Annotated in this window: 30 protein-coding genes, 1 tRNA gene and 2 pseudogenes; 24 read left to right on the top strand and 9 right to left on the bottom strand. The window is 47.1% G+C overall.

The window, feature by feature from the left end:
* The first annotated feature begins 6 nt into the window (after positions 1–6).
* A tRNA-Arg gene (locus ICW23_RS09670) sits at positions 7–82 on the top strand.
* A 472-nt stretch (positions 83–554) separates the two neighbouring features.
* On the opposite strand, the gene ICW23_RS09675 is transcribed toward ICW23_RS09670, so the two are convergent.
* The 3 genes from ICW23_RS09675 to ICW23_RS09685 form a co-directional block, all read right to left on the bottom strand.
* Complete coding sequence (locus ICW23_RS09675) at positions 555–749, bottom strand: hypothetical protein (RefSeq protein WP_188154537.1); 195 nt, start codon at positions 747–749, stop codon at positions 555–557.
* Positions 750–933: 184 nt separating this feature from the next.
* Positions 934–1,245 (bottom strand): hypothetical protein, encoded by a 312-nt coding sequence (locus tag ICW23_RS09680; RefSeq protein WP_045925896.1) that lies wholly within the window; start codon positions 1,243–1,245, stop codon positions 934–936.
* Positions 1,246–1,261: 16 nt separating this feature from the next.
* The gene (locus ICW23_RS09685; protein WP_188154414.1) at positions 1,262–2,689 is read right to left on the bottom strand and encodes a lipase; all 1,428 of its coding nucleotides are present in this window, start codon (positions 2,687–2,689) and stop codon (positions 1,262–1,264) included.
* 51 nt (positions 2,690–2,740) lie between these two features.
* On the opposite strand from ICW23_RS09685, the gene ICW23_RS09690 reads away from it, so the two are divergent.
* Positions 2,741–3,055, top strand: a complete 315-nt coding sequence (locus tag ICW23_RS09690) for a DUF1433 domain-containing protein (RefSeq protein ID WP_012118522.1) — start codon at positions 2,741–2,743, stop codon at positions 3,053–3,055.
* Positions 3,056–3,243: 188 nt separating this feature from the next.
* On the opposite strand, the pseudogene ICW23_RS18955 reads toward ICW23_RS09690, so the two are convergent.
* Positions 3,244–3,354: pseudogene (locus ICW23_RS18955) on the bottom strand (sporulation transcription factor Spo0A); the annotation flags it as partial.
* A gap of 66 nt (positions 3,355–3,420) precedes the next feature.
* On the opposite strand from ICW23_RS18955, the gene ICW23_RS09695 reads away from it, so the two are divergent.
* The 5 genes and pseudogenes from ICW23_RS09695 to ICW23_RS09715 all read left to right on the top strand — a co-directional run bounded on the left by ICW23_RS09695 (position 3,421) and on the right by ICW23_RS09715 (position 5,872).
* Positions 3,421–3,759: a DUF1433 domain-containing protein gene (locus ICW23_RS09695; RefSeq protein WP_188154415.1), complete on the top strand. Its 339-nt coding sequence runs from the start codon at positions 3,421–3,423 to the stop codon at positions 3,757–3,759.
* A gap of 415 nt (positions 3,760–4,174) precedes the next feature.
* Positions 4,175–4,462, top strand: a complete 288-nt coding sequence (locus ICW23_RS09700; protein ID WP_188154416.1) for a DUF1433 domain-containing protein — start codon at positions 4,175–4,177, stop codon at positions 4,460–4,462.
* 204 nt (positions 4,463–4,666) lie between these two features.
* On the top strand, positions 4,667–4,951 hold the full coding sequence (locus ICW23_RS09705) for a DUF1433 domain-containing protein (RefSeq protein ID WP_060965103.1): 285 nt from the start codon (positions 4,667–4,669) through the stop codon (positions 4,949–4,951).
* A gap of 261 nt (positions 4,952–5,212) precedes the next feature.
* Positions 5,213–5,362, top strand: a pseudogene (locus ICW23_RS09710) (DUF3237 family protein); the annotation flags it as partial.
* Positions 5,363–5,383: 21 nt separating this feature from the next.
* Positions 5,384–5,872 carry a phenolic acid decarboxylase gene (locus ICW23_RS09715; protein WP_045925902.1) on the top strand — a complete coding sequence of 163 codons (489 nt, stop codon included), beginning with the start codon at positions 5,384–5,386 and terminating at the stop codon, positions 5,870–5,872.
* Between the two features lie 53 nt (positions 5,873–5,925).
* Here ICW23_RS09715 and paiA read toward each other — a convergent pair whose 3' ends face one another.
* Entirely contained in the window at positions 5,926–6,444 is a 519-nt protein-coding gene (paiA, locus tag ICW23_RS09720; protein WP_099744160.1) for a spermidine/spermine N(1)-acetyltransferase, read from the bottom strand.
* A gap of 119 nt (positions 6,445–6,563) precedes the next feature.
* Here paiA and ICW23_RS09725 point away from each other — a divergent pair, with 119 nt between their 5' ends.
* Entirely contained in the window at positions 6,564–7,199 is a 636-nt protein-coding gene (locus ICW23_RS09725) for a YczE/YyaS/YitT family protein (RefSeq protein ID WP_064778582.1), read from the top strand.
* A 37-nt stretch (positions 7,200–7,236) separates the two neighbouring features.
* Positions 7,237–7,767 carry a dihydrofolate reductase family protein gene (locus ICW23_RS09730; protein ID WP_016937850.1) on the top strand — a complete coding sequence of 177 codons (531 nt, stop codon included), beginning with the start codon at positions 7,237–7,239 and terminating at the stop codon, positions 7,765–7,767.
* A 29-nt stretch (positions 7,768–7,796) separates the two neighbouring features.
* Here ICW23_RS09730 and ICW23_RS09735 read toward each other — a convergent pair whose 3' ends face one another.
* From ICW23_RS09735 to slrR, 3 genes are all read right to left on the bottom strand, one after another.
* Positions 7,797–7,997, bottom strand: coding sequence for a hypothetical protein (locus ICW23_RS09735; RefSeq protein WP_045925906.1), 201 nt, complete (start codon positions 7,995–7,997; stop codon positions 7,797–7,799).
* Between the two features lie 133 nt (positions 7,998–8,130).
* Positions 8,131–9,594 carry a carboxylesterase/lipase family protein gene (locus ICW23_RS09740; RefSeq protein ID WP_188154417.1) on the bottom strand — a complete coding sequence of 488 codons (1,464 nt, stop codon included), beginning with the start codon at positions 9,592–9,594 and terminating at the stop codon, positions 8,131–8,133.
* A gap of 80 nt (positions 9,595–9,674) precedes the next feature.
* A complete protein-coding gene (gene slrR, locus ICW23_RS09745; protein WP_188154418.1) occupies positions 9,675–10,130 on the bottom strand; it encodes an HTH-type transcriptional regulator SlrR in 456 nt (151 codons plus the stop codon).
* Between the two features lie 245 nt (positions 10,131–10,375).
* On the opposite strand from slrR, the gene ICW23_RS09750 reads away from it, so the two are divergent.
* The 15 genes from ICW23_RS09750 to ICW23_RS09820 all read left to right on the top strand — a co-directional run bounded on the left by ICW23_RS09750 (position 10,376) and on the right by ICW23_RS09820 (position 26,092).
* Positions 10,376–11,083 carry a YveK family protein gene (locus ICW23_RS09750; RefSeq protein ID WP_188154419.1) on the top strand — a complete coding sequence of 236 codons (708 nt, stop codon included), beginning with the start codon at positions 10,376–10,378 and terminating at the stop codon, positions 11,081–11,083.
* Between the two features lie 5 nt (positions 11,084–11,088).
* Positions 11,089–11,769 carry a protein tyrosine kinase EpsB gene (gene epsB / locus ICW23_RS09755; RefSeq protein WP_016937854.1) on the top strand — a complete coding sequence of 227 codons (681 nt, stop codon included), beginning with the start codon at positions 11,089–11,091 and terminating at the stop codon, positions 11,767–11,769.
* A 223-nt stretch (positions 11,770–11,992) separates the two neighbouring features.
* Positions 11,993–13,810, top strand: coding sequence for a nucleoside-diphosphate sugar epimerase/dehydratase (locus ICW23_RS09760; RefSeq protein WP_188154420.1), 1,818 nt, complete (start codon positions 11,993–11,995; stop codon positions 13,808–13,810).
* Between the two features lie 15 nt (positions 13,811–13,825).
* On the top strand, positions 13,826–14,965 hold the full coding sequence (locus tag ICW23_RS09765; protein WP_188154421.1) for a glycosyltransferase family 4 protein: 1,140 nt from the start codon (positions 13,826–13,828) through the stop codon (positions 14,963–14,965).
* Positions 14,962–15,804 carry a glycosyltransferase EpsE gene (epsE, locus tag ICW23_RS09770; RefSeq protein ID WP_188154422.1) on the top strand — a complete coding sequence of 281 codons (843 nt, stop codon included), beginning with the start codon at positions 14,962–14,964 and terminating at the stop codon, positions 15,802–15,804. The genes ICW23_RS09765 and epsE overlap by 4 nt, the downstream gene beginning before the upstream one ends.
* The gene (locus ICW23_RS09775; protein ID WP_188154423.1) at positions 15,797–16,933 is read left to right on the top strand and encodes a glycosyltransferase family 1 protein; all 1,137 of its coding nucleotides are present in this window, start codon (positions 15,797–15,799) and stop codon (positions 16,931–16,933) included. The genes epsE and ICW23_RS09775 overlap by 8 nt, the downstream gene beginning before the upstream one ends.
* A 3-nt stretch (positions 16,934–16,936) precedes the next feature.
* Positions 16,937–18,040 (top strand): biofilm exopolysaccharide biosynthesis protein EpsG, encoded by a 1,104-nt coding sequence (epsG, locus tag ICW23_RS09780; RefSeq protein ID WP_016937859.1) that lies wholly within the window; start codon positions 16,937–16,939, stop codon positions 18,038–18,040.
* 18 nt (positions 18,041–18,058) lie between these two features.
* Entirely contained in the window at positions 18,059–19,096 is a 1,038-nt protein-coding gene (locus ICW23_RS09785; protein WP_016937860.1) for a glycosyltransferase family 2 protein, read from the top strand.
* Between the two features lie 4 nt (positions 19,097–19,100).
* Positions 19,101–20,177: a polysaccharide pyruvyl transferase family protein gene (locus tag ICW23_RS09790; protein WP_095241301.1), complete on the top strand. Its 1,077-nt coding sequence runs from the start codon at positions 19,101–19,103 to the stop codon at positions 20,175–20,177.
* A complete protein-coding gene (locus ICW23_RS09795; RefSeq protein ID WP_095241302.1) occupies positions 20,174–21,208 on the top strand; it encodes a glycosyltransferase in 1,035 nt (344 codons plus the stop codon). The genes ICW23_RS09790 and ICW23_RS09795 overlap by 4 nt, the downstream gene beginning before the upstream one ends.
* Positions 21,205–22,722, top strand: coding sequence for an MATE family efflux transporter (locus ICW23_RS09800; RefSeq protein WP_188154424.1), 1,518 nt, complete (start codon positions 21,205–21,207; stop codon positions 22,720–22,722). Before ICW23_RS09795 ends, ICW23_RS09800 begins: the two co-directional genes overlap by 4 nt.
* Positions 22,719–23,327: a sugar transferase gene (locus ICW23_RS09805; RefSeq protein WP_188154425.1), complete on the top strand. Its 609-nt coding sequence runs from the start codon at positions 22,719–22,721 to the stop codon at positions 23,325–23,327. Before ICW23_RS09800 ends, ICW23_RS09805 begins: the two co-directional genes overlap by 4 nt.
* Positions 23,324–23,971, top strand: coding sequence for an acetyltransferase (locus ICW23_RS09810; protein ID WP_188154426.1), 648 nt, complete (start codon positions 23,324–23,326; stop codon positions 23,969–23,971). The genes ICW23_RS09805 and ICW23_RS09810 overlap by 4 nt, the downstream gene beginning before the upstream one ends.
* Before the next feature lie 4 nt (positions 23,972–23,975).
* A complete protein-coding gene (locus tag ICW23_RS09815; RefSeq protein ID WP_016937866.1) occupies positions 23,976–25,148 on the top strand; it encodes an aminotransferase class I/II-fold pyridoxal phosphate-dependent enzyme in 1,173 nt (390 codons plus the stop codon).
* Positions 25,127–26,092: a polysaccharide pyruvyl transferase family protein gene (locus ICW23_RS09820; RefSeq protein WP_016937867.1), complete on the top strand. Its 966-nt coding sequence runs from the start codon at positions 25,127–25,129 to the stop codon at positions 26,090–26,092. Before ICW23_RS09815 ends, ICW23_RS09820 begins: the two co-directional genes overlap by 22 nt.
* 13 nt (positions 26,093–26,105) lie before the next feature.
* Here ICW23_RS09820 and yvfG read toward each other — a convergent pair whose 3' ends face one another.
* Entirely contained in the window at positions 26,106–26,324 is a 219-nt protein-coding gene (gene yvfG, locus ICW23_RS09825) for a protein YvfG (protein WP_003151570.1), read from the bottom strand.
* Positions 26,325–26,374 lie beyond the last annotated feature (50 nt).

Consider the following 26,374-nt stretch of genomic DNA (forward strand, 5'->3'; position numbering starts at 1 on the left):
AAACGTGCGCTCGTAGCTCAGTTGGATAGAGCGGTGGTTTCCGGTACCACGTCTGTCGGGGGTTCGAATCCCTCCGAGCGCGTCAAAAGCATGAGATAGCTTTAAATGAATAAAGCTTAAAGAAGTCGAAAACCCTTGCCGTGCAAGGGTTTTTCTTTGTTTCGATGGACTTATTGGGAGCCCGAGAAAGCGTTAAAAAACGGATTATTTCATTTCGTTTTGCACAAACTTTGCACATGGCTTTGAGTCGTATCAATACTAGCAAGTCCTAATCGTTTTGATACATCATAAATGGATCACAAGCCATAATGTCGTAACGACAGCAACCATAAAGTAATCTCCGTCAGTAAGCTTAGTACCATTTTTAATTAAGACGTTCGCAACCCAATTGGCTTTTGTTCCTTCTGTCGCATTGAGAGCAACCTTCTTACCAACATTGTAATAAACCACTTTAAATAAATAATACACTAACGTACAGAACAAAAAGAGCAATATGAACTTTCCTATAAACAATAACACGCTTCAATCACTCCTTCCTTACAATGCCCATTATTTTACCAAATAAGGATTTTGTTTAAAAGAGGATATAGCCTAGCCGAAAAAAAATCCCACTCGTTTAGTGTCCCGGTGGCTTTTCCTGCAGCGCGGCGGGCTATCCTTTTTCCAAGCCTGCCGTTTTTGGCAGCTTGAACATCGCCAAGAATACGCGCGATTTTATACAATAAACCTCTTGTTTTGTTAATGTTCATGATAAGCTTCTTTTATTCTCCCGCTCTCACTTCCCGCCGGCTACTCATTCCGACTGACGGATCAAAGGATTATCAAAAACCTTATATATCAACGTTCATAGAGGTATATGATACATTCTCCGAGCGTGTCAGTTAAGATGATAGGAAAAACCCCGCAAATAATAAATCCGCGAGGTTTTTTATTTTACCTTGTTTTGAAACTGTTAATGAATGTGTCTCTGTTATTTTCGGTGCCGGCAATCAGCCGCGCACTTTCACTGATCCGCTGTGCGAGAGCTTTTTGCGCCTTGCCTTCGAAGCTGTTCAATAAAGCTGAGTAAACTTCATATAATTCATCTTTCAATGTGTCCATTTCGAATGTCGGTTTCAGTGTTTGGCGCACTGTTTCCAGTTTTGTCCCCGCTGCCTGCGTCATGACGGTTTTCAGCATTTGCCGCTGCAGCCTTTTCTTCATCGGGTCGTCCTTATGTTCTAAAAGTTCGTCTAATGTCGGCATTATGTATCCACCTCTATCATCTTAACCAGTTTGCGAGCATCTGGTCTTTTTCCTGAAATTTGTCCGCTATTTTATGTAAGAATCCGCCGATCTCTTCAAGGTCCGTGATCGTGGCCTGCAAAGAATCAATAAACGCCTGCTCAGCCTGAGTGTCGTAAAAAATCGGGCCTTTATCGTAGGATTGCGCAATATCTTCAATTGTATTGGTCACGTCCTGTGCTTGAAGCTGATCAAACAAGCCGTGTCCGACTTGGCCGTAAAATTCTGTTTTCAGCTCGGCGATTTTTTCATCGTGCTCCTGATAGGCGTTCTGCGCTTCTTTTTTCATCGTCCGCAAATCCTCAGTCATGGCCTGCACCTTTTCAGCCAGCTTCTTTGCGTTTTTCGGCGTTACTTTTATCGCGTCTCCGCTACCGATCGCACCGGCCGGCAGAAGAGCGCCGAGATTTTTATCGAAGACTAACTCATCTCCGTTCGGATTTGTGATGTTTCCGTTTCGGTCAAATATGAAATTCGCTTCGTTTAAGCCGTGTGTATCCGGATTTCTCAGAATGACGGTAGTAAAGAAATAAGCGAGATTCTTGCTGATCTGCTCGTTTAAGTTCCCATCAAGCCGCTGCTTTCGGCTGAACTGTGAGAGTGAGGGGTTTTTCGTATAAATCGTTGTCCCGTTGTGGCGGTCATATTCGTTCCAATAACCTGCCCCGACCATGTCGTCCGGATTGATAATTGACCGGATGTAAGGATCGTATATGCCGCTGTTGATGTCTTTCTGTGTTTCTTCATCGTGCAGTTTCACGACGGAAGGACTGTTAAACGCAACGGCATAAATATCATTATTCACCGCGCTGTATTCGGCCTCAGCGCCGCCGAGTGAATGGCCGGTTGTTGAAATAATCGTTGACGTTCCGGCATACTTTTTCTTTACGCTCCGTACCAGCTGATCGGCTTGATCGATTTGTGATGTTTTCGTTATCAGCTTATACTTTCCGGTTGTGAGCATGGCGTCTTGAGAGGGCGTTCCATTGTATTTTCCGAGTGTTTTAGACGTGTCTTTCGCATCTTTTTTTACAATATAATACACTTCTTTTTTCGGATTATTTCCGAAAACAATATTCCCGCCGTCCGCTTTTACGCCGTCATTGATCGGGTCTTTTCCGATATCGGTTCCGGCAAAGGCGACGACCACGTTTTCGGGGTTTTTTGATTTTACCCATTTGCCGTTTTTTGTCTTGATGCCTTTTGAGAATACAATGGCATCGAGACCCGTATCAGAATCCTGCTTCACTTTCTCAACGTACCAATATGACGTCTTACTTATTTTATAAGGAGTTTTATATTTCATATGCAGGGCTAACATTTTATAATGGTAAGCTGCTTGACTCAAACGATAATATTCTTTATCTGTGACATTAGAGACGGTTATTTCTTTTCCTTTTGGCATATATACATCACCTTTCTTATATTGTAAAATAGTTCCGAAAGGATGATACGCATGAGAAAATACATTATTATCCTAATTGTTATAATTATAGCAGTGGGAGGTTTTTTCGTGAAGCGTCAATATGATAAACATAAAAACGAAGAAAAACTTGTGATTGAGGCGCAAGAGCACATGAAGAATTACTTAAAAAAAGACTATAAAAATGTACAGGAAGTTCATTTTTCAAAAGACTACAATATCGATCCGACAGGCGGAGTTGAAGTTTCAGGCTACATAAATAATAATAAAGAAAAAGAATTTTCCGGTATATATGATCCAACGAACAAGGAGATAGGGATTTCAGTGGTCAATGCCGAAGAAAGGTAAAATACCCACATCAGGATGAGTGGGTATTTATTTTGTTTAATTATCTTACAAAATTCGTGATATGTTTCTCATACAGTTCAAACCTATTCCTGAGATCAATCGCCTCTACCGTCTCATTTGTCGAGGTATCCCCGATATTAACGGTAACCGCATACAAATATCATGACAACTCAACGATAGGAAAAACGTCAGATCAGCATTTTACTCGCTTTAAGTTCCAATCTTAACTTGTCAGCAACAATCGCGATGAATTCTGAATTGGTTAGCTTTGCTTTTGACATGCTGAAAGTATATTCATATCAAGTTTTCGCTCATTTCGTTTACTTAAAAACGACAGTTATTTATAGGAAAGGATTGATTTCCAAATGAAAAAGTACATAATTATCCTTATTTTAATAATTATAGCAGTTGGGGGACTTTTTATGAAGCATCAGTATGATCAAAAGGAAAAAGAGATTGCGTTATTCGAAGAAGCCCAGAATCATATGGAAAAGTTTTTAACAACGAACTATAAAAATGTGGATAATATCCATTTTTCTGAGGATTACAATATCAATCCAATTGGTGGTATTAGTGTTAAGGGTTATACTAACGGAGAAAAAGAGTTTGAAGGTCTGTATGATCCAAACAATAAAGAAATATTGTCGTATACGGTTGATGCCGAACCTAAAGAAGAATGTATAGATAAGCTTTGTATAAGATAAATTAGCCCGCTCAATCGAGCTGAGCTAATTTTGTTTTATTGCTCTTACTCTATCTCCTCGACATAAAACAAATCTTCCATAGGTACATTTAATCCTCAGTTAATAATGAATAGTGTTGTGATATCATATTTTGTATTTGTTGCTTATCGCAGCCTCAGTAGAACCAACTAAATCAGCCAATTCCTTCTGGATTTGAATTCCTTTCTCCTTTATCACTTCATTTAACCTAGATCTAACTATAACTAACGCTTATAAAAAAGTATTCTCGATCACTGATACTTGATACATTGATGCTTTTTAGACATGTACAACACCCCGAGGTTGATATAAATTTAATCTAAGAAAGGATGAGTTTGTGAAGAGATGCAAAATTGCCCTAATATTTGTGATAACTATAGCGTCAGGAAGTATCTACATGAAGTACCACCATGATAAAAAAGAAGCAGAACAAGAACTTTTTATCCAAGCGAAAAATAAAATGGAAAGCTATATAAAAGCTAATTACAAAGATATAAAGCGCATTACATACCTTAACAATTATAAAATAAATCCTATGGGTGGTATTTCCGTGAAGGGGTACTTGAATGGTAATAAGGAAAAAGAATTTTTTGGACTTTATGACAAAACGAATGATGAAATAGGAGTTTCGTCAGTCGATGCGGAAGAGAAACCCGAATGTCAGGAAAAAGAGTGTGAATACTAAAAAGACGCAAGAAGTACTCTGGATTGCCGCTTATATGATCCTCTGTGGACACTGAAGAAAAATCTTAAGACGCCTAAATGCACCGGATGTCACCGATCATTTTTCTAGTCCGCGAGCTTCATCATAACTCATGGGAGGATGATTCTGGTGAAAACATACATTATGATCTTCATGGTTATCTTTATAGCAGCCGGAGGTTTTATAATGAAGAGTATGAATGATAAAAATGTTCAGGCTGAAGAGATAAAGATTGCTCAGAAACGAATGGAGAAATTTATCAAAGCGAATTATGAAGGAATACATAACGTTACATTTAAAGATAAATATGAAACAGATCCAATGGGCGGGATAGAGGTATTTGGCTATTACAACGATGATACATCAAATAAATTTGACGGTATTTATGATAAGGCAAATGACAAGATTATGGGACACACTATAGATGCTGTGAGAAAGAAAGAATGCAGAGATAAAGACTGCGATTATTAATAAAGACGCTCGTCTGGTATGAGCATACACTAAACGAAAAAGACAAGGGTTTGGCATTTGCCGCCCTTGTCTTTTTTGTTGAACACCTCTTTTTTCGGGTAAACTTTATCAGAGGCCGCTCATTATTTGACAGTCCATTTTAACAGCGTTACAATTAAACGTGTAAATAGTTACATGTTTAAATAAACATAATATCTCGGGAGGTGATACGTTCTTGAATGAACCTTCTTTAAAAAAGTCATCAATGATTCAGTGAACGGCATCATTGATCCCGAGCATGTTTATTTTCGCACTGTGCCTATGTTTGAAGCAAGCAGTGAGGCATATCAGTTTCTGCAGGACCGGCTGTTTATCAGGGCTGCGGTCAGATTGCCGGATGACATTCGGTTGGATATTTATGAAGTTCAATAATGATATGGAGAGTGAGTCGACATGGAAAACTTTATCGGAAGCCATATGATTTACACGTATGAAAACGGCTGGGAGTATGAAATTTATATTAAAAATGATCATACGATCGACTATCGGATTCATAGCGGTATGGTAGGCGGACGCTGGGTGCGCGACCAAGAAGTGAATATCGTAAAGCTGACAGAAGGCGTATATAAAGTGTCATGGACTGAACCGACAGGCACAGATGTTTCATTAAACTTTATGCCGAATGAAAAACGGATGCACGGGATTATTTTCTTCCCGAAATGGGTGCATGAGCATCCGGAAATCACGGTATGCTACCAAAATGATTACATTGACGTGATGAAAGAGTCACGTGAGAAATATGAAACGTATCCTAAATATGTCGTTCCTGAGTTTGCGGATATTACGTATCTCAATAATGCGGGAATCAATAACGAATCATTGATTTCAGAAGCGCCGTACGAAGGCATGACAGATGATATTCGCGCAGGAAAATTAAAATAATAGAAAAAACCCGGCTCAGCTGCCGGGTTTTTTGTGTATGAAATCAGGAAATCCTACGACAGGGTTTTGGTCATGATAAAGTCGACTTGTTCGTCATCCCCCATAAAAAAAGAGTGTTCTCCCGTTTGGACAAACCCCATTTTTTTATAAAAGGCGATTGCGTTTTCGTTTTTTTCCCATACGCCAAGCCAGATTTTCTTTTTGTTGTGTTCGGCAGCGATTTTCACAGCTTCATTCAGCAGATATTTGCCAAGCCCGTGTTTCTGATGGTTTTTTCTTATATAAATTCTCTCAATTTCCAGAGAATCATCACCCATTTTTTCTGATTGAGCTTCATCCATGTTGATTTTTACATATCCCGCAAGATCATCATTATAATAGACAAAATAGAATTGTGAAGACAGATTGGATAATTCCGTTTTCAGCTGTTCAGAGCGGAATGCATTTTCCAAATAAGCCTTCATATTTTCAAGTGAATTTTGATCTGTAAATGTATCATTGAATGTGTCAATGCTTATCTCCCGGAGTGCTGTTATATCGTCGAGGCTGCATTTTTTTAATTTGATGCTCATGTTCATACAGCTCCTTTCTTATTTATGAAATATTGTAATTGCAATAAAAATACCGTATATTAAATATAATGTGGTTTTGTTGTATTTGCAACATAAAATATGAAAATGAGGCCGGTAACATGAAATATGGTTTTTATATTTTGGGAATCATTATATTAACTTTTGGTATTTCTGTCACGATTCAATCTGATCTTGGAACGTCGCCTTTCGATGCGCTAATCGTGGGGCTGTCTGTACATGCTGGGCTGACTGTAGGAAGCTGGGAAATCATCATAGCTTTCCTGTTAATATGCTGCAATTCAATGTTAAAAAGACAAAGACCGGAATTTTCAGGGATGATTACGGCGTTTATAACGGGAATCGGGATTGATATGTGGCTGTTTTTCCTGCATCGTTTCATAGTGCCTGAACCATGGTACGAAAAAGCGGGTTGTTTTGCCATCGGTTTGGTTGTAATAGGGATTGGAACCGCGGCTTATCTGCACACAAATTTCGCACCGATCCCGGTTGATCGGTTAACGTTGATTATCCGCGAATTAACAGGGAGAAGCATATTCTTTTCAAGAACGGTCATTTACTTCGTGTTTTTCATATTGGCATTGATCTTAAAAGGTCCGGTCGGCATCGGGACGTTATTCACCGTTTGTTTAGGAGGGCTCATCCTTCATTTCTTTATGCCGATTACAGGAAGATGGATAGACGGTATTTTAACAGCATCTCAAAAGCAGAAAGATAAGAAAAAATGGTATAATTAGTTTGTATGAACTTGTAAAAAAGGGGGAGGGATTTTTCATGGGCGGTCAAAGAAAGCTCGTTTTTTACGGTGCTGTCAGCGCAGATGGCTATCTTGCGCGGGAAAATCATTCTTTGGATTGGTTAATCGGGACTGAAGGTGAAGAAGACACCGATTATGCATCTTTCTATGAATCTGTCGATACGATCATTATGGGCAGAAAAACATATGATGAAATTATGACGTTATTTCCCGAGGAGTTTCTGTATAAGGGAAAAGAGTGCTATGTGTTTTCGCGGACATTGACCGGGCGTACTGAAAATGTGCGGTTTATTCATGAAGAGCCTGCCGGTTTTATACAAGCGTTGAAACGCCAAGAAGGCAAGCGGATTTGGATTGTCGGCGGGAGTGATTTGCTGCACCCCGTTTTGGAGGAAAAACTTGTCGATGAGTTTATCATTCAGATCGCACCTGTTCTGCTCGGCCGGGGAATTCCGTTATTTAAACCCGGAGACCGGGAGACCGGGCTGAAGCTGACGGATGTCCGGCGCTATAAACAATTTGCGGAATTGCACTATGAAGTGAGATAAATGAAATAGATGAAAGAAACCCAGTAAGGTTACCGGGTTTCTTTTTCATGTTTGTTTTTATGTTTTGAAATTGTGTGGGCCGGCCCGTATGAAAATCCTGCAGCCATGATGACAGCGCCTATCCACCTCACGGCATAGAAATCAGTGTCGCGCAGGAAGACAACTGAAACTAAGATCATCAGCGCCCCGATGATAACGGCAGCTGTGCCGAAAATACTTGATTTCTCCATATAAAAACTCCTTTATGAATAGTTAGATGATCAGTTATAAAGGAATATAACATATAAGGGTTAATGTGGAAAATTGAGGTCTGAACTGGGATGAAAACGAAACCCCAAGGGAACCTGATCCCTTGGGGTTTTTTTATACTTGAAACAGGATGCGGCGTTTGGCGGAATCGGGATCACTTTCCGTCGAGACGGCTGTGTTGAAAATGAGCGTCTCACGCGAGCCTGTTTCATACTGAGGCCAATGGAGCTGATCGGTGTCCGGGTTTCCTTTTTTCGCAAAGGCCAGCCATGCGGATTGCATCAGCCTGGAGAGCTCTTTTGCATCTTCACCGGGCGGTTCCTTCAGCGTCTTTTTCAAAGAATCAAAGTTTCCGAACACAAACGGCAATTCCAGAGCGTGAACCGCTTTATGAAACGGCGGTGTTTCGCCATGCCAGTCAAAGCGGTACATCCAGACGGGTGCGAATCGCGATTGTCCTTGTGCGAAAGCGACAGCCGGCCGCCAGAATTTCAGATCCGTCATCATATCAATTTGTCCCGTTAAGGAATGAGGATATAAGGGTGCCGCTTGCAAATAGCCTTCTTCTCCAAGATGATGGCGCAAATAATCGGCGTGCTCCTGTTCGGAATGAACAGGTGAATCAGGGGTGAAAAATAAATATCCTTCATCCCGATTGGTGCCGATGAGTATCGGTATGCCTTCTGCCGCACCGCCGTGTATCGCTTTTTCAGGTTCCTTCGGCAATGTGGCCGGATCTATGGCCGGCTGATAAAAAAGATGAAAAATATTCTGTCCCTTTATACTGTTCACTTTTCCGGCAGCTGTGAGAATGTCATCTGTCGGGAGGGTATGCAATTTGCTCATATCATCTGTCTTAATACCGGCCTCGCTGATAAAAGTCTCGGCAATGTCTTTTGCCATATCAGCAGTCATCGTCTGAGAGGCCCCGCTTTCTAAAATGGCTTTATGAAACAGGCCTTTTGCGTCAGGCATTGCCATAAGGGAGGCGATGCTCATGCCGCCTGCCGATTCACCAAATACCGTGACGTTATCAGGGTCCCCTCCAAAAGCGGAAATATTGTCCTTCACCCAGCGCAGCGCGGCGATCTGATCGAGCAGGCCGATATTGCCGGGATACGCGTCAGAAATAGAAGACAAATGTAAAAAACCGAACGGCCCGAGCCTGTAATTAAGTGTCACCACAATGACATCTCCTTCAGCGGCAAGAGCAGAGCCGTCGTAAATCGGTTCGCTTCCGGCGCCTAAAAAAAATGCGCCGCCGTGAATCCATACCATGACAGGCCGTTTCACACCCTCTGATTCCGGGGCGAACACATTGAGGTAAAGGCAATCTTCAGATTGAGGCGGAACATCTCCGGAAAACGACATGGACAGCAAATCAGCGGGCTGCGGACAAACCGGTCCGAACGAGTCGGCATGTTTTACGCCGTCCCAAGGTGCGGGCGGCTCCGGCGCTTTAAATCTCAGCTCTCCGACGGGCGGCTTGGCGTAAGGGATGCCCTTCCATGTGCGGACACCGCGGCCGGCCGTTCCTTTTAATGCGCCGCAGCGGGTTTGAACGGTAAGTTTTGTCATGACTTCATCCCCTTTTTTCTTTTCATTATATACAGAGATGAAGACATGAAGCGAATGAAATCCCTTTCATCTGCATATGATCAGTAACGTTTCCGTTCTAAAAATGATCTGACTTCCTGAACGGACAAGCCGAGTTCTTTTGCTTCCTGCATCAGCGCTTTCCATTCCTCAATGTTCGATTCAGTCAGTTTTCTGTTGCGGTAGGGTGCGGGCTCCGGCCGTTTTTCAGTCAGTTTGTTCGTAAAGGTGAACAGTTCTTCTTTCGGCATGCCTGACTGCACAGCCTGCACGAGATGAATGCGCCACTCATCTTCCGTGCCTCCCATATGATGCAGCATCGTTTCGGCATCAAAAAGCTCCGTCAGATCGACTTGAAGGGTGGCGGACACTTTTTTAAGAAATTGGATGGACGGATTTGAGTGAACCCCCCGTTCTATCTTGCTTAAATAAGATTTAGAGACTCCCGCTTCGACTGCTAGCTGATTAATAGAGTAGCCATTTCTTCTGCGGTATAAACGTATTATTCTTCCAATCATTGTGCTGAATTCTCCCCTGCATACTGACATTTTTTCGTTCATTATAAGAAATTTTTCGTTCTTTATAAAATTTAAAATTGAAAGGTAAGTGCAGTAAATAAGAGGAAAATCACGATAATGTTCTCTAAAAAGAACCAAATGGCTTAATTTGAAATTTTCAAATTTCGAGCTTTTCTTTTATAATCCAATCATTAACAGAAGGGGGCGTTTAAGCCTGATGCAACAAGGATGAGGCTGTATATTACATGAATGAGAATATGAGTTTTAAAGAATTATTTGACATTATTAAGTACAGATTTTTACTGATTTTTATCATGACAGCAGCGGTGACGCTGATAACGGGATACATCCAATTCCGGGTGATTTCGCCCGTTTATCAGGCGTCGACACAAGTGCTCATTCATGAAACAAGCGGTGAAAAAAATTCGAATCTCAGCGACGTTCAGCTGAATCTTCATTACAGCACCACGTTTCAAACGATAATGAAAAGCCCGGTTGTGCTTGAGAAAGTGAAACAGACGCTGCATCTTTCTGAGACGGCATCCGCTTTAAAAGCAAAGATCACGACAAGCAGCGAAACCGATTCAGAAATCATCACCGCAGCGGTGCAGGATGAGAATCCGAAAAAGGCCGCCGCTATAGCGAACACGCTGATGAAGGCATTTAAAAAAGAAGTCCGCGACAGGATGAATATAAAAGGCGTTATCGTTTTGTCTGAGGCGAAAGCATCGGAAAGCCCGATGGTCAAGCCTTCGCGCATCCGGAATATCATGATGGCATTCGGTGCGGCTCTTATGGCCGGTGTGACGCTTGCGTTTTTTCTCCACTTTCTTGATGAAACCGTTAAGAGCGAGCGGCAGCTCAGCGAAAAAACGGACTTGCCCGTTTTAGGGGTTGTGTATGATATCAAAAATCAGCAGACACGGTCTGATGAAAAACATTTCGGGGAGTGAGGCGTTTGGGATTCAGAAAAAAGAAGTCAAGACGGGGATTGGCTCAAATATCTGTTTTACATCACAAATCATTGGTGGCTGAACAATACCGCACCATTCGGACAAATATTGAGTTTTCCTCTGTCCAGACCCATCTGCGCTCCATTCTCGTCACTTCTTCCGTTCCGGGAGAAGGAAAATCATTCAGCGCCGCCAATCTTGCCGCGGTATTTGCGCAGCAGGAGAAAAAGGTGCTGCTCGTCGATGCGGATTTACGAAAACCGACGATACACGAGACTTATCAGCTTGAAAATGTACAAGGCCTTACGAATGTGTTAGTCGGAAACGCTTCCCTCGATGAAACAGTGCAAAAAACGCTGATTGACAACCTCTATGTCCTAACGAGCGGGCCGACGCCGCCGAATCCGGCAGAGCTTTTGTCCTCAAAGGCGATGGGAGAGCTGATTCAGGAGATGTACAGCCGGTACAGTCTTGTTGTTTTCGACTCACCTCCGCTTTTGGCGGTGGCTGACGGACAGATTTTAGCAAACCAGACGGATGGAAGCGTTCTCGTCGTTTTGAGCGGAAAAACGAAAATGGATACCGTCCAAAAGGCGAAAGACGCGCTCCAGCAGTCAAAGGCGAAGCTTCTGGGCGCACTGCTGAATAAAAAGAAGATCAAAAAAACAGAGCACTACTCGTATTGAGCAGTGCAGGTGATGTCTCCTTACCTTTATCAACGGAGGCACTCGGCTCTGCTGTGGGCAGCGGTTTCTGCTGCTGCCTTAGATGCTGGTCGTCGGTGGCGGGGTGTGAGGACGGGTTAAATGCCCAATTTATCTTAATGCTGCATTGTTATCGTTTTAGCTGTTATGCCAGTTTTTTTACGAAAACCGTACCAGCTAAACCGATAAATGAGGAGGGGAAAGATTGACTTACCGGAGAAGACTTTCAATGATTTTTGCATTGGATACGTATCTCGTTTTACTTTCCGTTGTTATAGGATATCAATTTTTTGAGGATTCTTATCACTTTTATGACTCCGGAGCGTTATTGCTGACCGCCGTGAGCATGCTGATCAGCCACCATGTATGCGCTTTTATGTTTCATCAGTATAAGCAGGTATGGACGTATACGGGAATAGGCGAGCTGCTTGATCTGCTGAAGGGGATCACTCTGTCCGCAGCCGTGACAGCCGCCGTCCAATACGGGGTGTTCCACACGATTTTGTTCCGGCTTTTAGCCGTCAGCTGGATGATTCAGCTCTTGTTTATCGGAGGAAGCCGGATGATTTCGCGCGTGCTGAAAGAAACGATCGGCAGGAAGCAAAATGACTCTTCCCGGGCGCTGATCATCGGCGCGGGCGCAGGGGGGACGCTGCTCGCCCGTCAGCTTACGCAGAAAAATGATCTCGGGATCATGCCGGTGGCTTTTATTGATGATGATCAGACGAAGCATAAGCTCAAAATTATGGGTCTGCCCGTCATCGGCGGAAAAGAAAGCATTATGCCGGCGGTGCAGAGGCTGAGAATTCATCATATCATCATCGCCATTCCGTCTCTTTGCCCCCATGAGCTCCAAACGCTGTACAAAGAATGTGTGCAGACGGGCGCCCATATTAAAATCATGCCGCAATTTGATGAGATCCTGCTCGGAACGCAGGCTGCCGGAAACATCAGGGATGTAAAAGCCGAAGATCTCCTCGGCAGAAAGCCGGTCACCCTTGATACGAGCAAAATTTCTGACAGCATAAAGGGGAAAACGATTCTGGTCACGGGCGCCGGCGGCTCTATCGGTTCTGAAATCTGCCGCCAGATCAGCGCGTTTCTTCCGCATGAAATCGTCCTTCTCGGCCACGGGGAGAACAGCATTTATTCGGTGCATAACGAACTGTCCGCACGCTTCGGCAAAGAGGTGCTTTTTCACGCGGAGATTGCCGATATTCAGGACAGAGATAAAATCTTTACATTGATGAAGAAATACGAGCCGCACGTCGTCTATCATGCGGCCGCTCATAAACATGTGCCGTTAATGGAACATAATCCTGAAGAAGCCGTCAAAAACAATATTATCGGCACGAAAAATGTCGCCGAAGCCGCCGATATGTGCGGAACGGAAACATTCGTGCTGATTTCTTCTGACAAAGCGGTCAATCCGGCCAATGTCATGGGCGCGACGAAGCGGTTTGCGGAAATGGTCATCATGAACCTCGGAAAGGTCAGCCGCACCAAATTCGCCGCCGTCCGTTTCGGAAATGTGCTCGGAAGCCGCGGCAGCGTCATTCCGATTTTTAAAAAGCAGATTGAAAAAGGCGGACCCGTCACCGTCACGCATCCGGCGATGACAAGATATTTTATGACGATTCCCGAAGCGTCAAGACTCGTCATTCAGGCGGGGGCGCTTGCAAAAGGGCGTCAGATTTTCGTTCTGGATATGGGAGAGCCCGTCAAAATCGTCGACTTGGCAAAGAACCTGATTCATTTATCAGGCTATACGACAGAACAGATTCCCATTGAATTCTCAGGCATCCGCCCGGGAGAAAAGATGTATGAAGAACTGCTGAATCATAATGAAGTACATACGGAACAGATTTTTCCGAAAATCCATATCGGTAAAGCGATCGACGGGGATTGGGGCGTGCTCATCCGTTTTATGGAGGAATTCAGCCGTCTGCCTGAAGATGAGCTGAGAAAACGGCTGTTTGAGGCGATTGAATCAGTACATGAAGAAGCGGCCGCAGGCGTGTGATGGGAGGACAGAAAGATGACGAAAAAAGTATTATTCTGCGCGACAGTCGATTATCATTTTAAAGCCTTTCATCTTCCGTATTTTCAATGGTTTCAGGATATGGGCTGGGAGGTGCATGTCGCGGCAGGCGGTCATATGAACCTTCCGTTCGTTGATAAAAAGTTTTCCATTCCGATCCGGCGCTCCCCGTTTCATCCCGAAAATCTTTCTGTTTACAGGCGGCTGAAGCAGCTCATTCAAGACAACGGCTATGACATGATTCACTGTCATACGCCGGTCGGCGGCGTACTCACCCGCCTTGCTGCGAGACAAGCGCGCCAAAAAGGGACAAAGGTGCTGTACACCGCGCACGGCTTTCACTTCTGCGACGGAGCGCCTCTGAAGAACTGGCTTCTTTATTACCCGATCGAAAAATTTCTCTCTTCTTATACGGATTGTCTCATTACCATTAATGAAGAAGATTTCGAACGGGCCAAGCAAATGAAAAAAACGGATTGCGACGCGAAAAAAATACACGGCATCGGTGTTAATACAGACAGGTTCCGCCCTGTGAGCCGGAGAGAAAGTGAACGGCTGAGAGAAAAACACGGCTTCAGCGCCGGGGAATTTATCCTCGTATATCCCGCCGAATTAAACGGCAACAAAAATCAGGGTATCCTCATTGAGTCTGCGGCCTTGCTGAAGCGCAGCATCCCGGAGCTGAAACTCGTATTTGCCGGAGAAGGCGCGATGGAAGAGCCGTACAGAAAAAAGGCTGAATCACTCGGGGTATCCGACATTGTGCGATTTTACGGTTTTTGCCGCGACATTCATGAGCTGATTCAGCTTGCCGATCTGTCTGTCGCCTCAAGCATCCGCGAAGGGCTCGGTATGAATCTGCTTGAAGGGATGGCTGCCGAAAAGCCCGTCGTTGCCACGGACAACAGGGGGCACCGCGAGATCATCGAAGACGGTGTGAATGGTTTTCTCGTGCCGGCCGGAGACAGCGCGGCGTTTGCCGATCGGATTGAAAAGCTGTACCGCTCCCCCGGCCTGCGAAAAGCAATGGGGCAAAAAGGGCGCAGTACGGCGGAATGTTTTTCAGAAACACGCACGGTAAAGGAAATGGCGCATATTTACGCCGGCTATATGGATAAAAAGGAGAAAAGCGTATGAATGCAGGAGCACAACCGAAAATTTCCGTTATCATGGGGATTTATAATTGCGAACAGACTTTAGCGGAGAGTATTGAATCCATCCTGAGCCAATCTTATAAGAATTGGGAACTGATTATGTGTGATGACGCGTCAACTGACGGAACGTATCAGATTGCGCGCCGCTATGCGGACCATTACAGCGACCGGATCACGCTGATTCAAAATAAGACAAATCAACGGCTTGCCGCTTCGCTGAACCGCTGTCTGACATACGCAACGGGGGATTATATCGCCAGGCAGGACGGTGATGACATATCCGCCCCGAGAAGACTGGAAAAACAGGCCGCTTTCTTAAACAAGCACGCCCACTATCAAGTCGTCGGCACGGGTATGCTCGTATTTGACGAATTCGGCGTCAGGGGCGCCCGGCTTTTGCCGCCCGTGCCGAAACCGGAAATTATGGCGAAAGGCACACCGTTCTGCCACGGGACCATTATGATGCGGGCCGAAGCGTACAAAGCACTCGGCGGCTACCGGTCAGTCAGGCGGACGCGGCGGATGGAGGATATCGATTTGTGGCTGCGCTTTTTTGAAGCGGGTTTCCGAGGGTACAACCTTCAGGAAACGCTGTATAAAGTCAGAGAGGACAGCGATGCGTTTAAACGGAGATCGTTTACGTATTCCATTGATAACGCAGTGCTCGTTTTTCAGGCGTGCAGACGGCTGAAACTGCCGCTTTCCCATTACGTGTATATCGCAAAACCGCTCATCCGCGCCATCACGCCGCCCGCAGTCATGAACCGTTATCATAAAAACAGGGACGTCCGCCAAAAAGAAGGGCTTGCCGAACATGACTGACAAACCGGCGCGGGTGCTGCACATTTTCAGCGGGATGAACAGAGGCGGCGCAGAAACGATGATGATGAATTTGTACCGGAAGATGGACAGAACGAAGGTGCAGTTTGACTTTTTAACCCATAGGAACGATCCGTGCGCTTATGATGAAGAGATTCTTGCTCTCGGCGGACGGCTTTTTTATGTGCCGAGCATCGGCAGCACAAACCCGATTACTTTTGTGAAACAGGTCAAACGGGTGATTCAGGAAAAAGGACCGTTTGCCGCCGTGCATGCTCATACCGATTTTCAGTCGGGATTTATCGCGCTTGCCGCTCGTTTAGCAGGCGTCCCCGTGCGGATCTGTCATTCGCACAGCACATCGTGGCGGGGACGGTCGTCCGGGCTCGGCAAGATGCAGATGTTTGTGTTCAGGCGGCTGATTACGGCAAATGCCACCGCACTGTGCGCCTGCGGAGAAGAAGCGGGCCGTTTCTTATTCGGAGAACAAAAAGACGTGCGGCTTTTGCCGAACGGCATTGATCTTGACTTATTTGCCGAAGGACGCGCGGATACAGAATCTGAAAAAAGGAAGCGGGGCATTGCCGCCGGCCGATTGGTGATCGGTCATATCGGCCGCTTTACAGAAGAAAAAAACCACGAATTTCTGCTCCGGCTGGCCGCTGATATGAAAGAGCGGGGCATTGGTTTACAGCTGATTCTTGCCGGAGACGGTCCGCTTCGCACCGATATGGAAAAACTGGCGGAGAAGCTGGGGCTTGATGATGCTGTGCGTTTTATCGGTGTAGAGGATCGCGTTCATGATCTGCTGAAAACGCTGGATGTATTTGTCATGCCGTCTCTTTATGAGGGGCTGCCCGTCACACTCGTTGAAGCGCAGGCCTCCGGGGTGCCGTGCGTCATATCAGACGGCATAACGGAAGAAGCTGATGCCGGGCTCGGGCTGGTCAAAAGGCTCAGCCTCAAAGAACCGCCTGAACAATGGGCATCCGCGATTTTACGGGCAGCTGAGGCGCCAAAGCCTGGCAGGGCGCGCATTAAAGAAACCCTCGGACGGCTGGGATATGACGCGGGAGAGAATGCGGGAGCTGTTATGAAGCTTTACAATATGAACTGTGAAAAGGAACAGTAACGAATGATTGTATATGTAGTCAATATGGGAATTGTTTATATTTGGTCATGGTTCGCGAAAATGTGCGGCGGGCGTGATCAATCGCTTTCAACCGGATACCGGCCGAATCAGCTCGTCATGCTCGTTCCGCTGGCATCGCTTGTATTGGTTTCCGGTTTGCGTTACAGAGTCGGGACGGATTTTCAGACGTACGCGCTGATGTATAAACTGGCGGGAAATTACGGGAGCATATGGGAGATCTTCGGGTTCGGAGCGAAAAAAGCAGCCGTTGATCCGGGATTTACCGCTCTTATCTGGCTCATGAATTTTATCACGAAAGATCCGCAAATTATGTATTTCACCGTGGCGGTCGTGACGTGCAGCTTTATTTTAAAGGGGCTCGTTGAGTTCGGACGTCCGTTTGAACTGAGTGTGTTTTTGTTTTTGGGCACGTATCATTATTACGCTTCCTTTAACGGAATCAGGCAGTATATGGTGGCGGCCGTTTTGTTTTGGGCAGTCCGCTATGTGATAAATGGAAGCTGGAAGCGTTATATGTCCATCGTGCTGTTGTGTTCGCTCTTTCATTCCTCGGCCTTAATCATGATTCCGGTTTATTTCATTGTCAGAAGAAGAGCCTGGTCGCCCGCGATTTTCGGGCTGTCGGCCTTGTTTCTTCTCATGACGTTTCTGTATCAGAAGTTCATTTCGCTGTTTGTCGTCGTGCTGGAAAACAGTTCGTACGGCCATTATGAGAAATGGCTGATGACCAACACGAACGGGATGAACGTCGTAAAAATCGCGGTGCTGCTTCTGCCGCTGTTTTTGGCTTTTTGCTACCGGGAGCGGCTGCGTAAGCTCTGGCCTGACATTGATGTTATCGTGAATTTCTGTCTGCTGGGCCTGCTTTTCGGTCTGCTGGCGACAAAGGATGTTATTTTTGCCCGGTTTAATATATATTTCGGCCTTTACCAAATGATCCTGATCCCTTATTTTGTGAGGATTTTTGATGAAAAATCGAATGCGCTGATCTATATCGCCATTATTGTCTGTTATTTTCTTTACAGCTATTTGCTTATGCCGGTCGATTCGTCTGTGCTTCCGTACAGAACGATTTTTTCCCGGTAATGGATACTGGAGGTTTATATGGAAACACCCGCGGTCAGTTTATTAATTGCTGTGTATAATACGGAAACTTATTTAGAAAGATGCTTAGATTCATTGCTCAATCAGTCGCTCGCCAATATCGAAATCATCGCCGTCAATGACGGGTCAACGGATCAAAGCCCGGACATTCTTGAAACCTATCAGAAGCGGGATGAGAGAATCCGGGTCATTCATCAGCAAAACCGGGGACTCGGCGCGGTCCGCAACAAGGGGATTGAGGCGGCGCGCGGCGAATTTATCGCTTTTATTGATGCGGACGACTGGGTTGATCCCGATTATTGCCTGCGCATGTATGAAAAAGCGAAGGCTCATCAGGCTGATCTCGTGATTTGCGAATATGCGGCCGAATTTGCGGATACGGGGAAAACCGCCGTTTCAACGATCGCTTCAGCATACGAGGGCCGCCCGAAACAGCTGTACCTGAAAGATTTATTTGAAGGAAGAGTCAGCGGATTTTCATGGAACAAGCTGTACAAAAGGGCTATGATCGAACAGCATCGGCTGCGCTTTCCGCTTCGGGATGAGCTTGAGCACGTGGAGGATCAGTACTTCAGCCTCCGGGCGCATGTTTTCGCCGAGGCGGTCTCGTACGTGGATCAGCCGCTCTATCATTATCGGATTCACTTGACTTCCATTGTGCAAAGCTATCAGAAAAAGCTGTTTGACTCAGGTCTCGTTCTCTACCGGCTGAACGAGGCTTTTTTGCGTGAAAACGGCTGCTTACAGGAATACCGGCAGGAGCTTGATTATTTTATCGTCCAGCACGGAACGGTCTGCCTGCTGAATGAATGGAAGCGGAATAACGGCGGCCGGTTCTCCGAAAAATGGCGGAATATCAGCCGGATATGCGCTGATCCCGTGTTCCGGCTGAGTCTTTCCAAAACCGGAACGGCGCCGTTTGACGTTAAACGCTCATGCCTTCTGCTTTTGGCGAGGCTGAAGCTGATTCCGTTCGTATCACTGGCATCAGCCGCGTATCAGCGGGCAATCGAGTACAAAATGAAAATCAGAGGGTGAAGAAATGTCGATACAATCTTTAAAAATCAATCTCGCGGAATGGCTTTTGCTAAAGGTCAAATACCCGTCCCAATTTCATTTCGGAACGGCAGCGGACAGGGCGGAGCATACAGCGGCAAGAAAAAAGATCATTCTGACGCTGCTTCCGTCCCACGATAATCTCGGTGATCATGCCATCGCTTATGCAAGCAAAACGTTTCTTGAACGGGAATATCCCGATTTTGATCTGATTGAGGTCGATATGAAGGATATTTACAGGTCCGCAAAAGCGCTGATCAAAAAGCGCCATCCCGATGATATGGTATTCATCATCGGCGGCGGAAACATGGGGGATTTGTACCGGTATGAGGAATGGACGCGCCGTTTTATTATAAAAACATTCCGGCAGTATCGGATCGTTCAGCTTCCGGCGACGGCTCACTTCTCTGATTCAAAAAAGGGGCGGAAGGAACTGAAACGCGCCCAAAAAGTGTACAATGCGCATCCTGACCTTCTGCTGATGGCGAGAGATGAGACGACGTATCAATGGATGAAGCGGCATTTTCCCGGAAAAACTGTGCTCAAACAGCCTGATATGGTCTTATATTTGGATAAAAGCGAGCGGCACATCCCGCGGGAAGGGATCTACCTTTGTTTACGGGAGGATAAGGAGAGTGCGCTGACAGCTGAGGAAAGAACGATGGTAAAAGAGGCTTTGAAAAAAGAGTACGGAGAGCTGCATACTTTTACCACGACGGTCGGCCGGAGGGTCAGCCGCCATACACGCGAAGGGGAGCTGGAGGCGCTGTGGAATACGCTGAAAGGCGCGGAGGCGGTTGTCACTGACAGGCTTCACGGGATGATTTTTTGCGCGCTGACGAAAACGCCTTGTGTCGTCATTCGTTCGTTTGATCATAAAGTGATGGAAGGCTTTCAATGGCTGAAACATATACCGAACATGACACTGCTTGAACGTCCGGAGCCTGAAGCCGTGACGGCCGCTGTAAACGGGCTGCTGAGCGGCAAGCATGAGGCAGACGGTTCTTTGCGCAGTGTTTATTTTGCCGGGCTGCGCTCGAAAATCAGCGGTGATGCCCAATGAACGCGCCGCTTGTGAGCGTGATCGTCCCGATGTATAAGACAGAGCCTTTTATTAAAGAATGCGCTGTATCTTTAACAAAACAGACGCTGAGAGACATCGAAATCATTTTCGTCAATGACGGCTCACCTGATCAGTCCGGCCGGATTGCCGAACAATTCGCCGCAGAAGATGCGAGAATCCGGGTGATTCATAAAGAAAACGGCGGCCTCAGCTCGGCCCGCAATGCCGGAATAAAAGCCGCCCGCGGCCGTTATATCGGTTTTGCGGACGGCGATGACTATGCGGCGGAAACGATGTTCGAGCGGCTTTATGAAGAAGCGGAGAAGAACCGGCTTGATATCGCCGGCTGCGGTTATTACAAAGAAACGCCGTCTAAAGAAAGAACGTATATGCCGCCGTCCCTTCCGCCGGGCCGCGTCTTCACGGCGGCTGAGATGACTGAATTGCTGACCCGCGCGCACGAACATCGGTTTATTTGGTATGTGTGGCGCTATATATACCGGAGAGAAGCGCTGCAAGGGCTGTTGTTCCATGAAGATATCCGGTTTGCCGAAGATTCTCCGTTTAACTTGGCAGCGTTCCGCCAAGCCTCGCGTGTCAAAGTGCTAGATGAAGGGCTGTACGTGTACCGGGAAAACCCGCAAAGCCTTACAGAAACACCGTTTAAGCCTCACTTAGATGACGAACTTCAGAAGCAATATGAGGCGAAAATGGCTTTTTATGAGGCGAACGGACTGACGGACGCCTGCCGGGGCGATATCGATACGTATTTGTGCAAGCATCAGATCCCGATGCTGATCGCCAACGCATGCGCCGCCCCGCAGCCGTCACATCAGATTACGGCGCACATCGGCAGAATTTTGACGTATGACATGGTAAAAACGGCGGTGCGCAGCACGCCGTGCCGGCATAAACAGCTGCTGGCGGGAGAGCGTGTGGTGCTCGGTCTGTGCAAAATGCGCCTTCCGCTTCTTCTGCATGCGTTTTTCGAACGGAAAACGAAAGAGAAAGGCAGTGCGGAAGGAGCATGAAATTTGCCATTAATTTCGGCGCCAATGTGACGGCGTTTTTACTATCGGTGTTTTTATCAGTGTGGATGACGCCCTTTATTGTGAAAACATTAGGTGTGGAGGCTTTTGGATTTGTCCATCTGACACAGAATATCATTAACTATTTCTCGATTATTACTGTTGCGCTGAGCTCTGTCGTTGTGAGGTTTTTCACCGTCGCCGCCCACAGGGGGAACAGGGATGAGGCCAATGCGTATGTAAGCAATTATTTAGCCGCGTCTGCCGTGATATCGCTCTTGCTCGCTGTGCCGCTCGCCGGGACGGCTTTTTATATTGACAAGATCATGAATGTGCCGGCCGGGCTGTTAACGGATGTGAGGCTCTCTATCGTCATCGGCAGTGTGCTGTTTATGCTGACGTTTTTGACGGCGGGATTCGCGACAGGGCCGTTTTTTGCCAACAAGCTTTATATCACAAGTTCCATTCAGGCCGTGCAAATGCTGGTGAGGGTGCTGTGTGTGCTCGCTCTGTTTACGTGCCTGCCGCCGAAGATCTGGCAGATCCAGCTTTCAGCTTTAGCGGGAGCCGTCTGTGCGGCCGTGCTGACGTTTTTCTTTTTTAAGAAATTGATTCCGTGGTTTTCTTTCAGCCGTAAAACCTTGTCATTACAGACGAGTAAAGTGCTGTTTTCGGCCGGTGCCTGGAGTTCTGTCAATCAGATCGGCGTGCTGCTGTTTCTGCAGATTGACCTCATGACGGCCAACCTCGTGCTGGGACCGTCTGAAGCGGGTGTTTATGCGGCGATTATCCAATTTCCGCTTTTGCTCAGAAGTCTCGCCGGGACGCTTGCTTCGCTGTTTGCGCCGGTTTTGACTTCCTGCTATTCAAAAGGCGATATGGAAGGCCTCCTGTCTTACGCCAATAAGGCCGTACGGCTGAACGGGCTTCTGCTCGCGCTTCCCGCGGCATTATTGGGAGGGCTTGCCGAACCGTTTCTGGCGATTTGGCTGGGCCCGTCATTTGTGCAGACGGCGCCGCTTTTATACATTCACGCCGGGTACTTGGCGGTCAGTCTCTCTGTCATGCCGCTTTTTTACGTATGGACGGCTTTTAATAAACAAAAAACGCCCGCCGTCGTTACTTTATGTTTAGGCGGACTGAATGTCATATTGGCCGTGGTTCTCAGCGGACCGGCTCATCTCGGCCTGTACGGCATCACCATTGCCGGGGCTGTCTCCCTCATTTTGAAAAATGCCGTCTTCACGCCGCTGTATGTTTCGCATATTACCGGCTTTCAGAAAACCGCGTTTTACAAAGGAATGTTCGGCCCGTTGGCGGCGGCCGTATTTGCCTGGGCTGTCTGCCGGGGTATCCGGCTGTTTTCACCGCTTGACAGCTGGGCCGGTCTGATCGCTGGGGGGCTTGCCGTATGCATGAGCTATGCCGCATTCGCTTTTTTCTTCATTTGTACGAAAGAAGAAAGGCGGCTTGCTTTACAGAAATGCCGAAAAGTGAAAGGAGCTGTTCACATTTGAAGGTGAAACGTGTATTTGATATAGCGGCCGCGATGTTGTTATTGTGCGGCGCAAGTGTCATTCTTCTCTTCGCCATGGCAGCCGTCAGATGCGCCATCGGGTCTCCCGTATTATTCAAACAGACGAGACCGGGGCATAACGGGCGTCCGTTTACGTTGTATAAACTCAGGACGATGACGGATGCGCGTGATGAAAACGGTGTGCTGCTTCCGGATCATCTCCGTCTGACCAAAATGGGAAAGCTCATCAGAAAACTGAGCATCGATGAGCTTCCCCAGCTTTTTAATGTGATTAAAGGCGATATCAGTCTGGTCGGCCCCCGCCCTTTGCTGATGGATTATCTGCCGCTTTATACGGCGGAGCAGGCGCGGCGGCACGAGGTGAAACCGGGAATTACGGGCTGGGCGCAGATTAACGGGAGAAACGAGATTTCCTGGGAAGAGAAATTCAAGCTTGACGTGTGGTATGTCGACAACCGCTCATTCCTTCTCGACTTAAAGATTCTGCTTTTAACGGTGAAAAAAGTTCTCGTGTCAGAAGGCATACACCAAGACGGCCAAGTGACGGCAAAGCGCTTCACAGGCAGCGGAGATATGTCATCGTGAAAAAGGTCGTGCTGATCGGAAACGGCGGACACGGAAAAGTGGTGAAGGAAATCGTGCAGGCCCGTTCCGATATGGAGCTTACGGGCGTATTGGACGACGGATTCAGCGGTTTTGCCGTTCGGAACGGTTTATATACGGGCCGGACGAAAGACGTGCACATGCTTCTGCAACTCGTCCCTGAAGCCGTGTACACGATATGCATCGGACATAACGGTGTCAGAAAGCAGCTTGCTGAAACGCTTGGGATTGAACAAGACAATTATGCCGCACTCATTCACCCGGAGGCAATCGTCAGTGAAACGGCTTCCGTCGGACACGGAACGGTTGTGATGGCGGGCGCCGTCATTCAGGCGGGCGCTGACATCGGCGCCCATTGCATCATTAATACGGGTGCGGTTGCCGATCATGACAATGCAATCGGAGATTACGTCCACCTTTCACCGCGCGCGGCGCTTGCCGGCGGAGTGAAAGTCGGGGAAGGAGCGCACGTCGGAATCGGGGCGTCCGTCATACCGCAGATGGACATCGGCCCTTGGTCCGTGATCGGCGCGGGGGCTGCCGTCATCAGCCGGATTCCCGATCATGTGACGGCGGTCGGCGTTCCGGCCCGCGTCATCTCCCCTATTCATAATGAAAAAGGATGATTTCATGCATACAAACAAACGGATTTATTTATCTCCGCCGCATATGAGCGGAAAAGAACAGGAATACATCGCGGAAGCCTTCCGTTCCAATTGGATTGCGCCGCTCGGTCCGCTCGTCAATTCGTTTGAAGCGCGGCTTGCGGAATATGCGGGAGTGAAAAGCGCGGCGGCCGTAAGCTCGGGAACGGCGGCCATCCATTTAGCCCTGCGGCTTGCGGGTGTGAAAAAAGGAGACGCTGTATTTTGCCCCTCCTTTACATTTGTCGCCACGGCGAATCCGATTGTGTACGAGCAGGCAGAGCCCGTTTTTATTGATTCGGAATGGGAGACGTGGAACATGTCTCCCGACGCGCTTGAGCGGGCGCTCCGTGATGCAAAACGGCGCGGCAGGCTCCCGAAAGCGGTGATCGCCGTCAATCTTTACGGCCAAAGCGCAAAAATGGATGAACTCATGAGCCTTTGCGACGCATACGATGTCTGTCTGATTGAAGATGCTGCCGAGTCTTTAGGATCAACATATAAAGGCAGACAGAGCGGCACATTCGGCCGTTTCGGCATTTATTCCTTTAACGGAAACAAAATCATTACAACATCGGGAGGCGGCATGCTCGTGTCTGACGATGAAGCCGCGATTGAAAAAGCGAGGTTTCTTGCGTCACAGGCGAGAGATGCCGCCGTTCATTACCAGCACAGCGAGCTCGGTTATAACTACAGGCTCAGCAACATTCTCGCAGGTGTGGGTATATCACAGCTGGAAGTGCTCGAAGATCGCGTCCGGGCGAGGAGAGACATTTTTCACAGGTATCGGGAAGCGCTCGAAACGTATCCGGGAATCCGTATGATGCCGGAGCTTGAAGGAACGGTTTCAAACCGCTGGCTGACGGCTCTGACGCTTGATAACGGCGTGACGCCGGAAGAAGCCGTCGCCTATCTTGCAAAACAGCATATTGAGGCCCGTCCGTTGTGGAAACCGCTGCATACGCAGCCGCTTTTCTCGTCTTCCGTCTTTTATCCTCACAGTGAAGATGAGCGGGTCTCTGAGAATCTTTTCAGCCGGGGGATTTGTCTGCCGTCCGGCTCTGACTTGTCTATTGACGAGCAGCAGCGTGTCATTGACGCACTTGCGCATCTGTTTGAAACGAAAGGGGAGAAAACATGGACAGCCGCCATGTCATGAGCCGATTAAAAGAGACGCTGGCAGGGCTGCTCAGCGTCATACCGCCCCAGTCTGACATCATTTATGCCGACTATCCCCTCTACGGAAATGTAGGGGATTTATTAATTATGAAAGGGACGGAGGCGTTTTTTAAAGCGCACGGCATCCGCGTGAAACAGCGCTGGAACCCTGATAATTTTCCATTCGGGCGCCGGGCGGGCAAAGAAACGATCATCGTCTGCCAGGGAGGCGGGAATTTCGGGGATCTCTATCCGTACTATCAGACGTTCAGAGAAAGAATCGTCAAAGCCTTTCCGGAAAACAGGATCGTCATTCTGCCGCAATCCATCTATTATCAGGATAAAACACGGCTGCGAAAGACAGCGGCGCTTTTTGCGGAGCACAAGGATCTGCATCTGTTTACGAGAGATCATGTGTCATACGAAACCGCGAAACGCTTTTTTTCGGCAAATCATATCGGGCTTATGCCGGATATGGCCCATCAGCTGTATCCGATCCGGACGGCAGCGGCTCCGTCACGCGGCAGGCTCCATTTTATCCGCACGGACGGGGAAATCAATCCGAATCTGCAAACCGATTCTTCCGTTGAAAGCTGCGACTGGCAGCATGTGCTGTCAGCAAGTGACCGCCGGGGGATCGCTTTTTTTCAAACACTGAATGTTTTGAATAAAAAAGCGGGAAACCCGCTGCCGATTGCGCGGTTTTGGAAACGCTATTCCGATTTCTTAACGAAAAAAGCGGTCCTGTTTTTCAGCAGGTACGAATCGGTGGAAACGTCAAGGCTTCACGGCCACATTCTGTCCTCGCTTCTTGGGAAACCAAATACCGTCATTGATAATTCATACGGGAAAAACGCCAACTATTATCACACTTGGATGCACGAAGCGCCGGACGTCCGTCTGATCGGGGAAACCGCCGGCACGAAGGAAAACCTTCCGCTTTGAATGAGCGGAAGGTTTATTTTGTTTCTCCACGTTTTACTTTGTTATATGCCTCATCCAAATGCTGAATTCTTTTGAGCACAACCGAGTTCTTTGTCAGCTGATCCTGGACAAGGGTTGAGACGACGGAACGGTAATAGCTGTTCATCGCATGAATTCGGTCTTCATTCGGATTCATTTCAATATGCTGTGTAAAGTTTTCAATAAAATACGGAACAGAAAAAAGTTCTGACATCTATAAAGCAACTCCTTTTAATAAGTATATACGGTATGAAACCAATCATG

This window comes from Bacillus sp. 1021 (assembly GCF_014534735.1).
Taxonomy (GTDB): domain Bacteria; phylum Bacillota; class Bacilli; order Bacillales; family Bacillaceae; genus Bacillus; species Bacillus siamensis.

What these genes read in the sequence shown, in the direction of transcription:
- ICW23_RS09675 (WP_188154537.1), bottom strand. Translation starts at nt 749, where the DNA reads ATGAACATTAACAAAACAAGAGGTTTATTGTATAAAATCGCGCGTATT.
- ICW23_RS09680 (WP_045925896.1), bottom strand. Translation starts at nt 1,245, where the DNA reads ATGCCGACATTAGACGAACTTTTAGAACATAAGGACGACCCGATGAAG.
- ICW23_RS09685 (WP_188154414.1), bottom strand. Translation starts at nt 2,689, where the DNA reads ATGCCAAAAGGAAAAGAAATAACCGTCTCTAATGTCACAGATAAAGAA.
- ICW23_RS09690 (WP_012118522.1), top strand. Translation starts at nt 2,741, where the DNA reads ATGAGAAAATACATTATTATCCTAATTGTTATAATTATAGCAGTGGGA.
- ICW23_RS09695 (WP_188154415.1), top strand. Translation starts at nt 3,421, where the DNA reads ATGAAAAAGTACATAATTATCCTTATTTTAATAATTATAGCAGTTGGG.
- ICW23_RS09700 (WP_188154416.1), top strand. Translation starts at nt 4,175, where the DNA reads ATGAAGTACCACCATGATAAAAAAGAAGCAGAACAAGAACTTTTTATC.
- ICW23_RS09705 (WP_060965103.1), top strand. Translation starts at nt 4,667, where the DNA reads ATGAAGAGTATGAATGATAAAAATGTTCAGGCTGAAGAGATAAAGATT.
- ICW23_RS09715 (WP_045925902.1), top strand. Translation starts at nt 5,384, where the DNA reads ATGGAAAACTTTATCGGAAGCCATATGATTTACACGTATGAAAACGGC.
- paiA (WP_099744160.1), bottom strand. Translation starts at nt 6,444, where the DNA reads ATGAGCATCAAATTAAAAAAATGCAGCCTCGACGATATAACAGCACTC.
- ICW23_RS09725 (WP_064778582.1), top strand. Translation starts at nt 6,564, where the DNA reads ATGAAATATGGTTTTTATATTTTGGGAATCATTATATTAACTTTTGGT.
- ICW23_RS09730 (WP_016937850.1), top strand. Translation starts at nt 7,237, where the DNA reads ATGGGCGGTCAAAGAAAGCTCGTTTTTTACGGTGCTGTCAGCGCAGAT.
- ICW23_RS09735 (WP_045925906.1), bottom strand. Translation starts at nt 7,997, where the DNA reads ATGGAGAAATCAAGTATTTTCGGCACAGCTGCCGTTATCATCGGGGCG.
- ICW23_RS09740 (WP_188154417.1), bottom strand. Translation starts at nt 9,594, where the DNA reads ATGACAAAACTTACCGTTCAAACCCGCTGCGGCGCATTAAAAGGAACG.
- slrR (WP_188154418.1), bottom strand. Translation starts at nt 10,130, where the DNA reads ATGATTGGAAGAATAATACGTTTATACCGCAGAAGAAATGGCTACTCT.
- ICW23_RS09750 (WP_188154419.1), top strand. Translation starts at nt 10,376, where the DNA reads ATGAATGAGAATATGAGTTTTAAAGAATTATTTGACATTATTAAGTAC.
- ICW23_RS09765 (WP_188154421.1), top strand. Translation starts at nt 13,826, where the DNA reads ATGACGAAAAAAGTATTATTCTGCGCGACAGTCGATTATCATTTTAAA.
- epsE (WP_188154422.1), top strand. Translation starts at nt 14,962, where the DNA reads ATGAATGCAGGAGCACAACCGAAAATTTCCGTTATCATGGGGATTTAT.
- ICW23_RS09775 (WP_188154423.1), top strand. Translation starts at nt 15,797, where the DNA reads ATGACTGACAAACCGGCGCGGGTGCTGCACATTTTCAGCGGGATGAAC.
- epsG (WP_016937859.1), top strand. Translation starts at nt 16,937, where the DNA reads ATGATTGTATATGTAGTCAATATGGGAATTGTTTATATTTGGTCATGG.
- ICW23_RS09785 (WP_016937860.1), top strand. Translation starts at nt 18,059, where the DNA reads ATGGAAACACCCGCGGTCAGTTTATTAATTGCTGTGTATAATACGGAA.
- ICW23_RS09790 (WP_095241301.1), top strand. Translation starts at nt 19,101, where the DNA reads ATGTCGATACAATCTTTAAAAATCAATCTCGCGGAATGGCTTTTGCTA.
- ICW23_RS09795 (WP_095241302.1), top strand. Translation starts at nt 20,174, where the DNA reads ATGAACGCGCCGCTTGTGAGCGTGATCGTCCCGATGTATAAGACAGAG.
- ICW23_RS09800 (WP_188154424.1), top strand. Translation starts at nt 21,205, where the DNA reads ATGAAATTTGCCATTAATTTCGGCGCCAATGTGACGGCGTTTTTACTA.
- ICW23_RS09815 (WP_016937866.1), top strand. Translation starts at nt 23,976, where the DNA reads ATGCATACAAACAAACGGATTTATTTATCTCCGCCGCATATGAGCGGA.
- ICW23_RS09820 (WP_016937867.1), top strand. Translation starts at nt 25,127, where the DNA reads ATGGACAGCCGCCATGTCATGAGCCGATTAAAAGAGACGCTGGCAGGG.
- yvfG (WP_003151570.1), bottom strand. Translation starts at nt 26,324, where the DNA reads ATGTCAGAACTTTTTTCTGTTCCGTATTTTATTGAAAACTTTACACAG.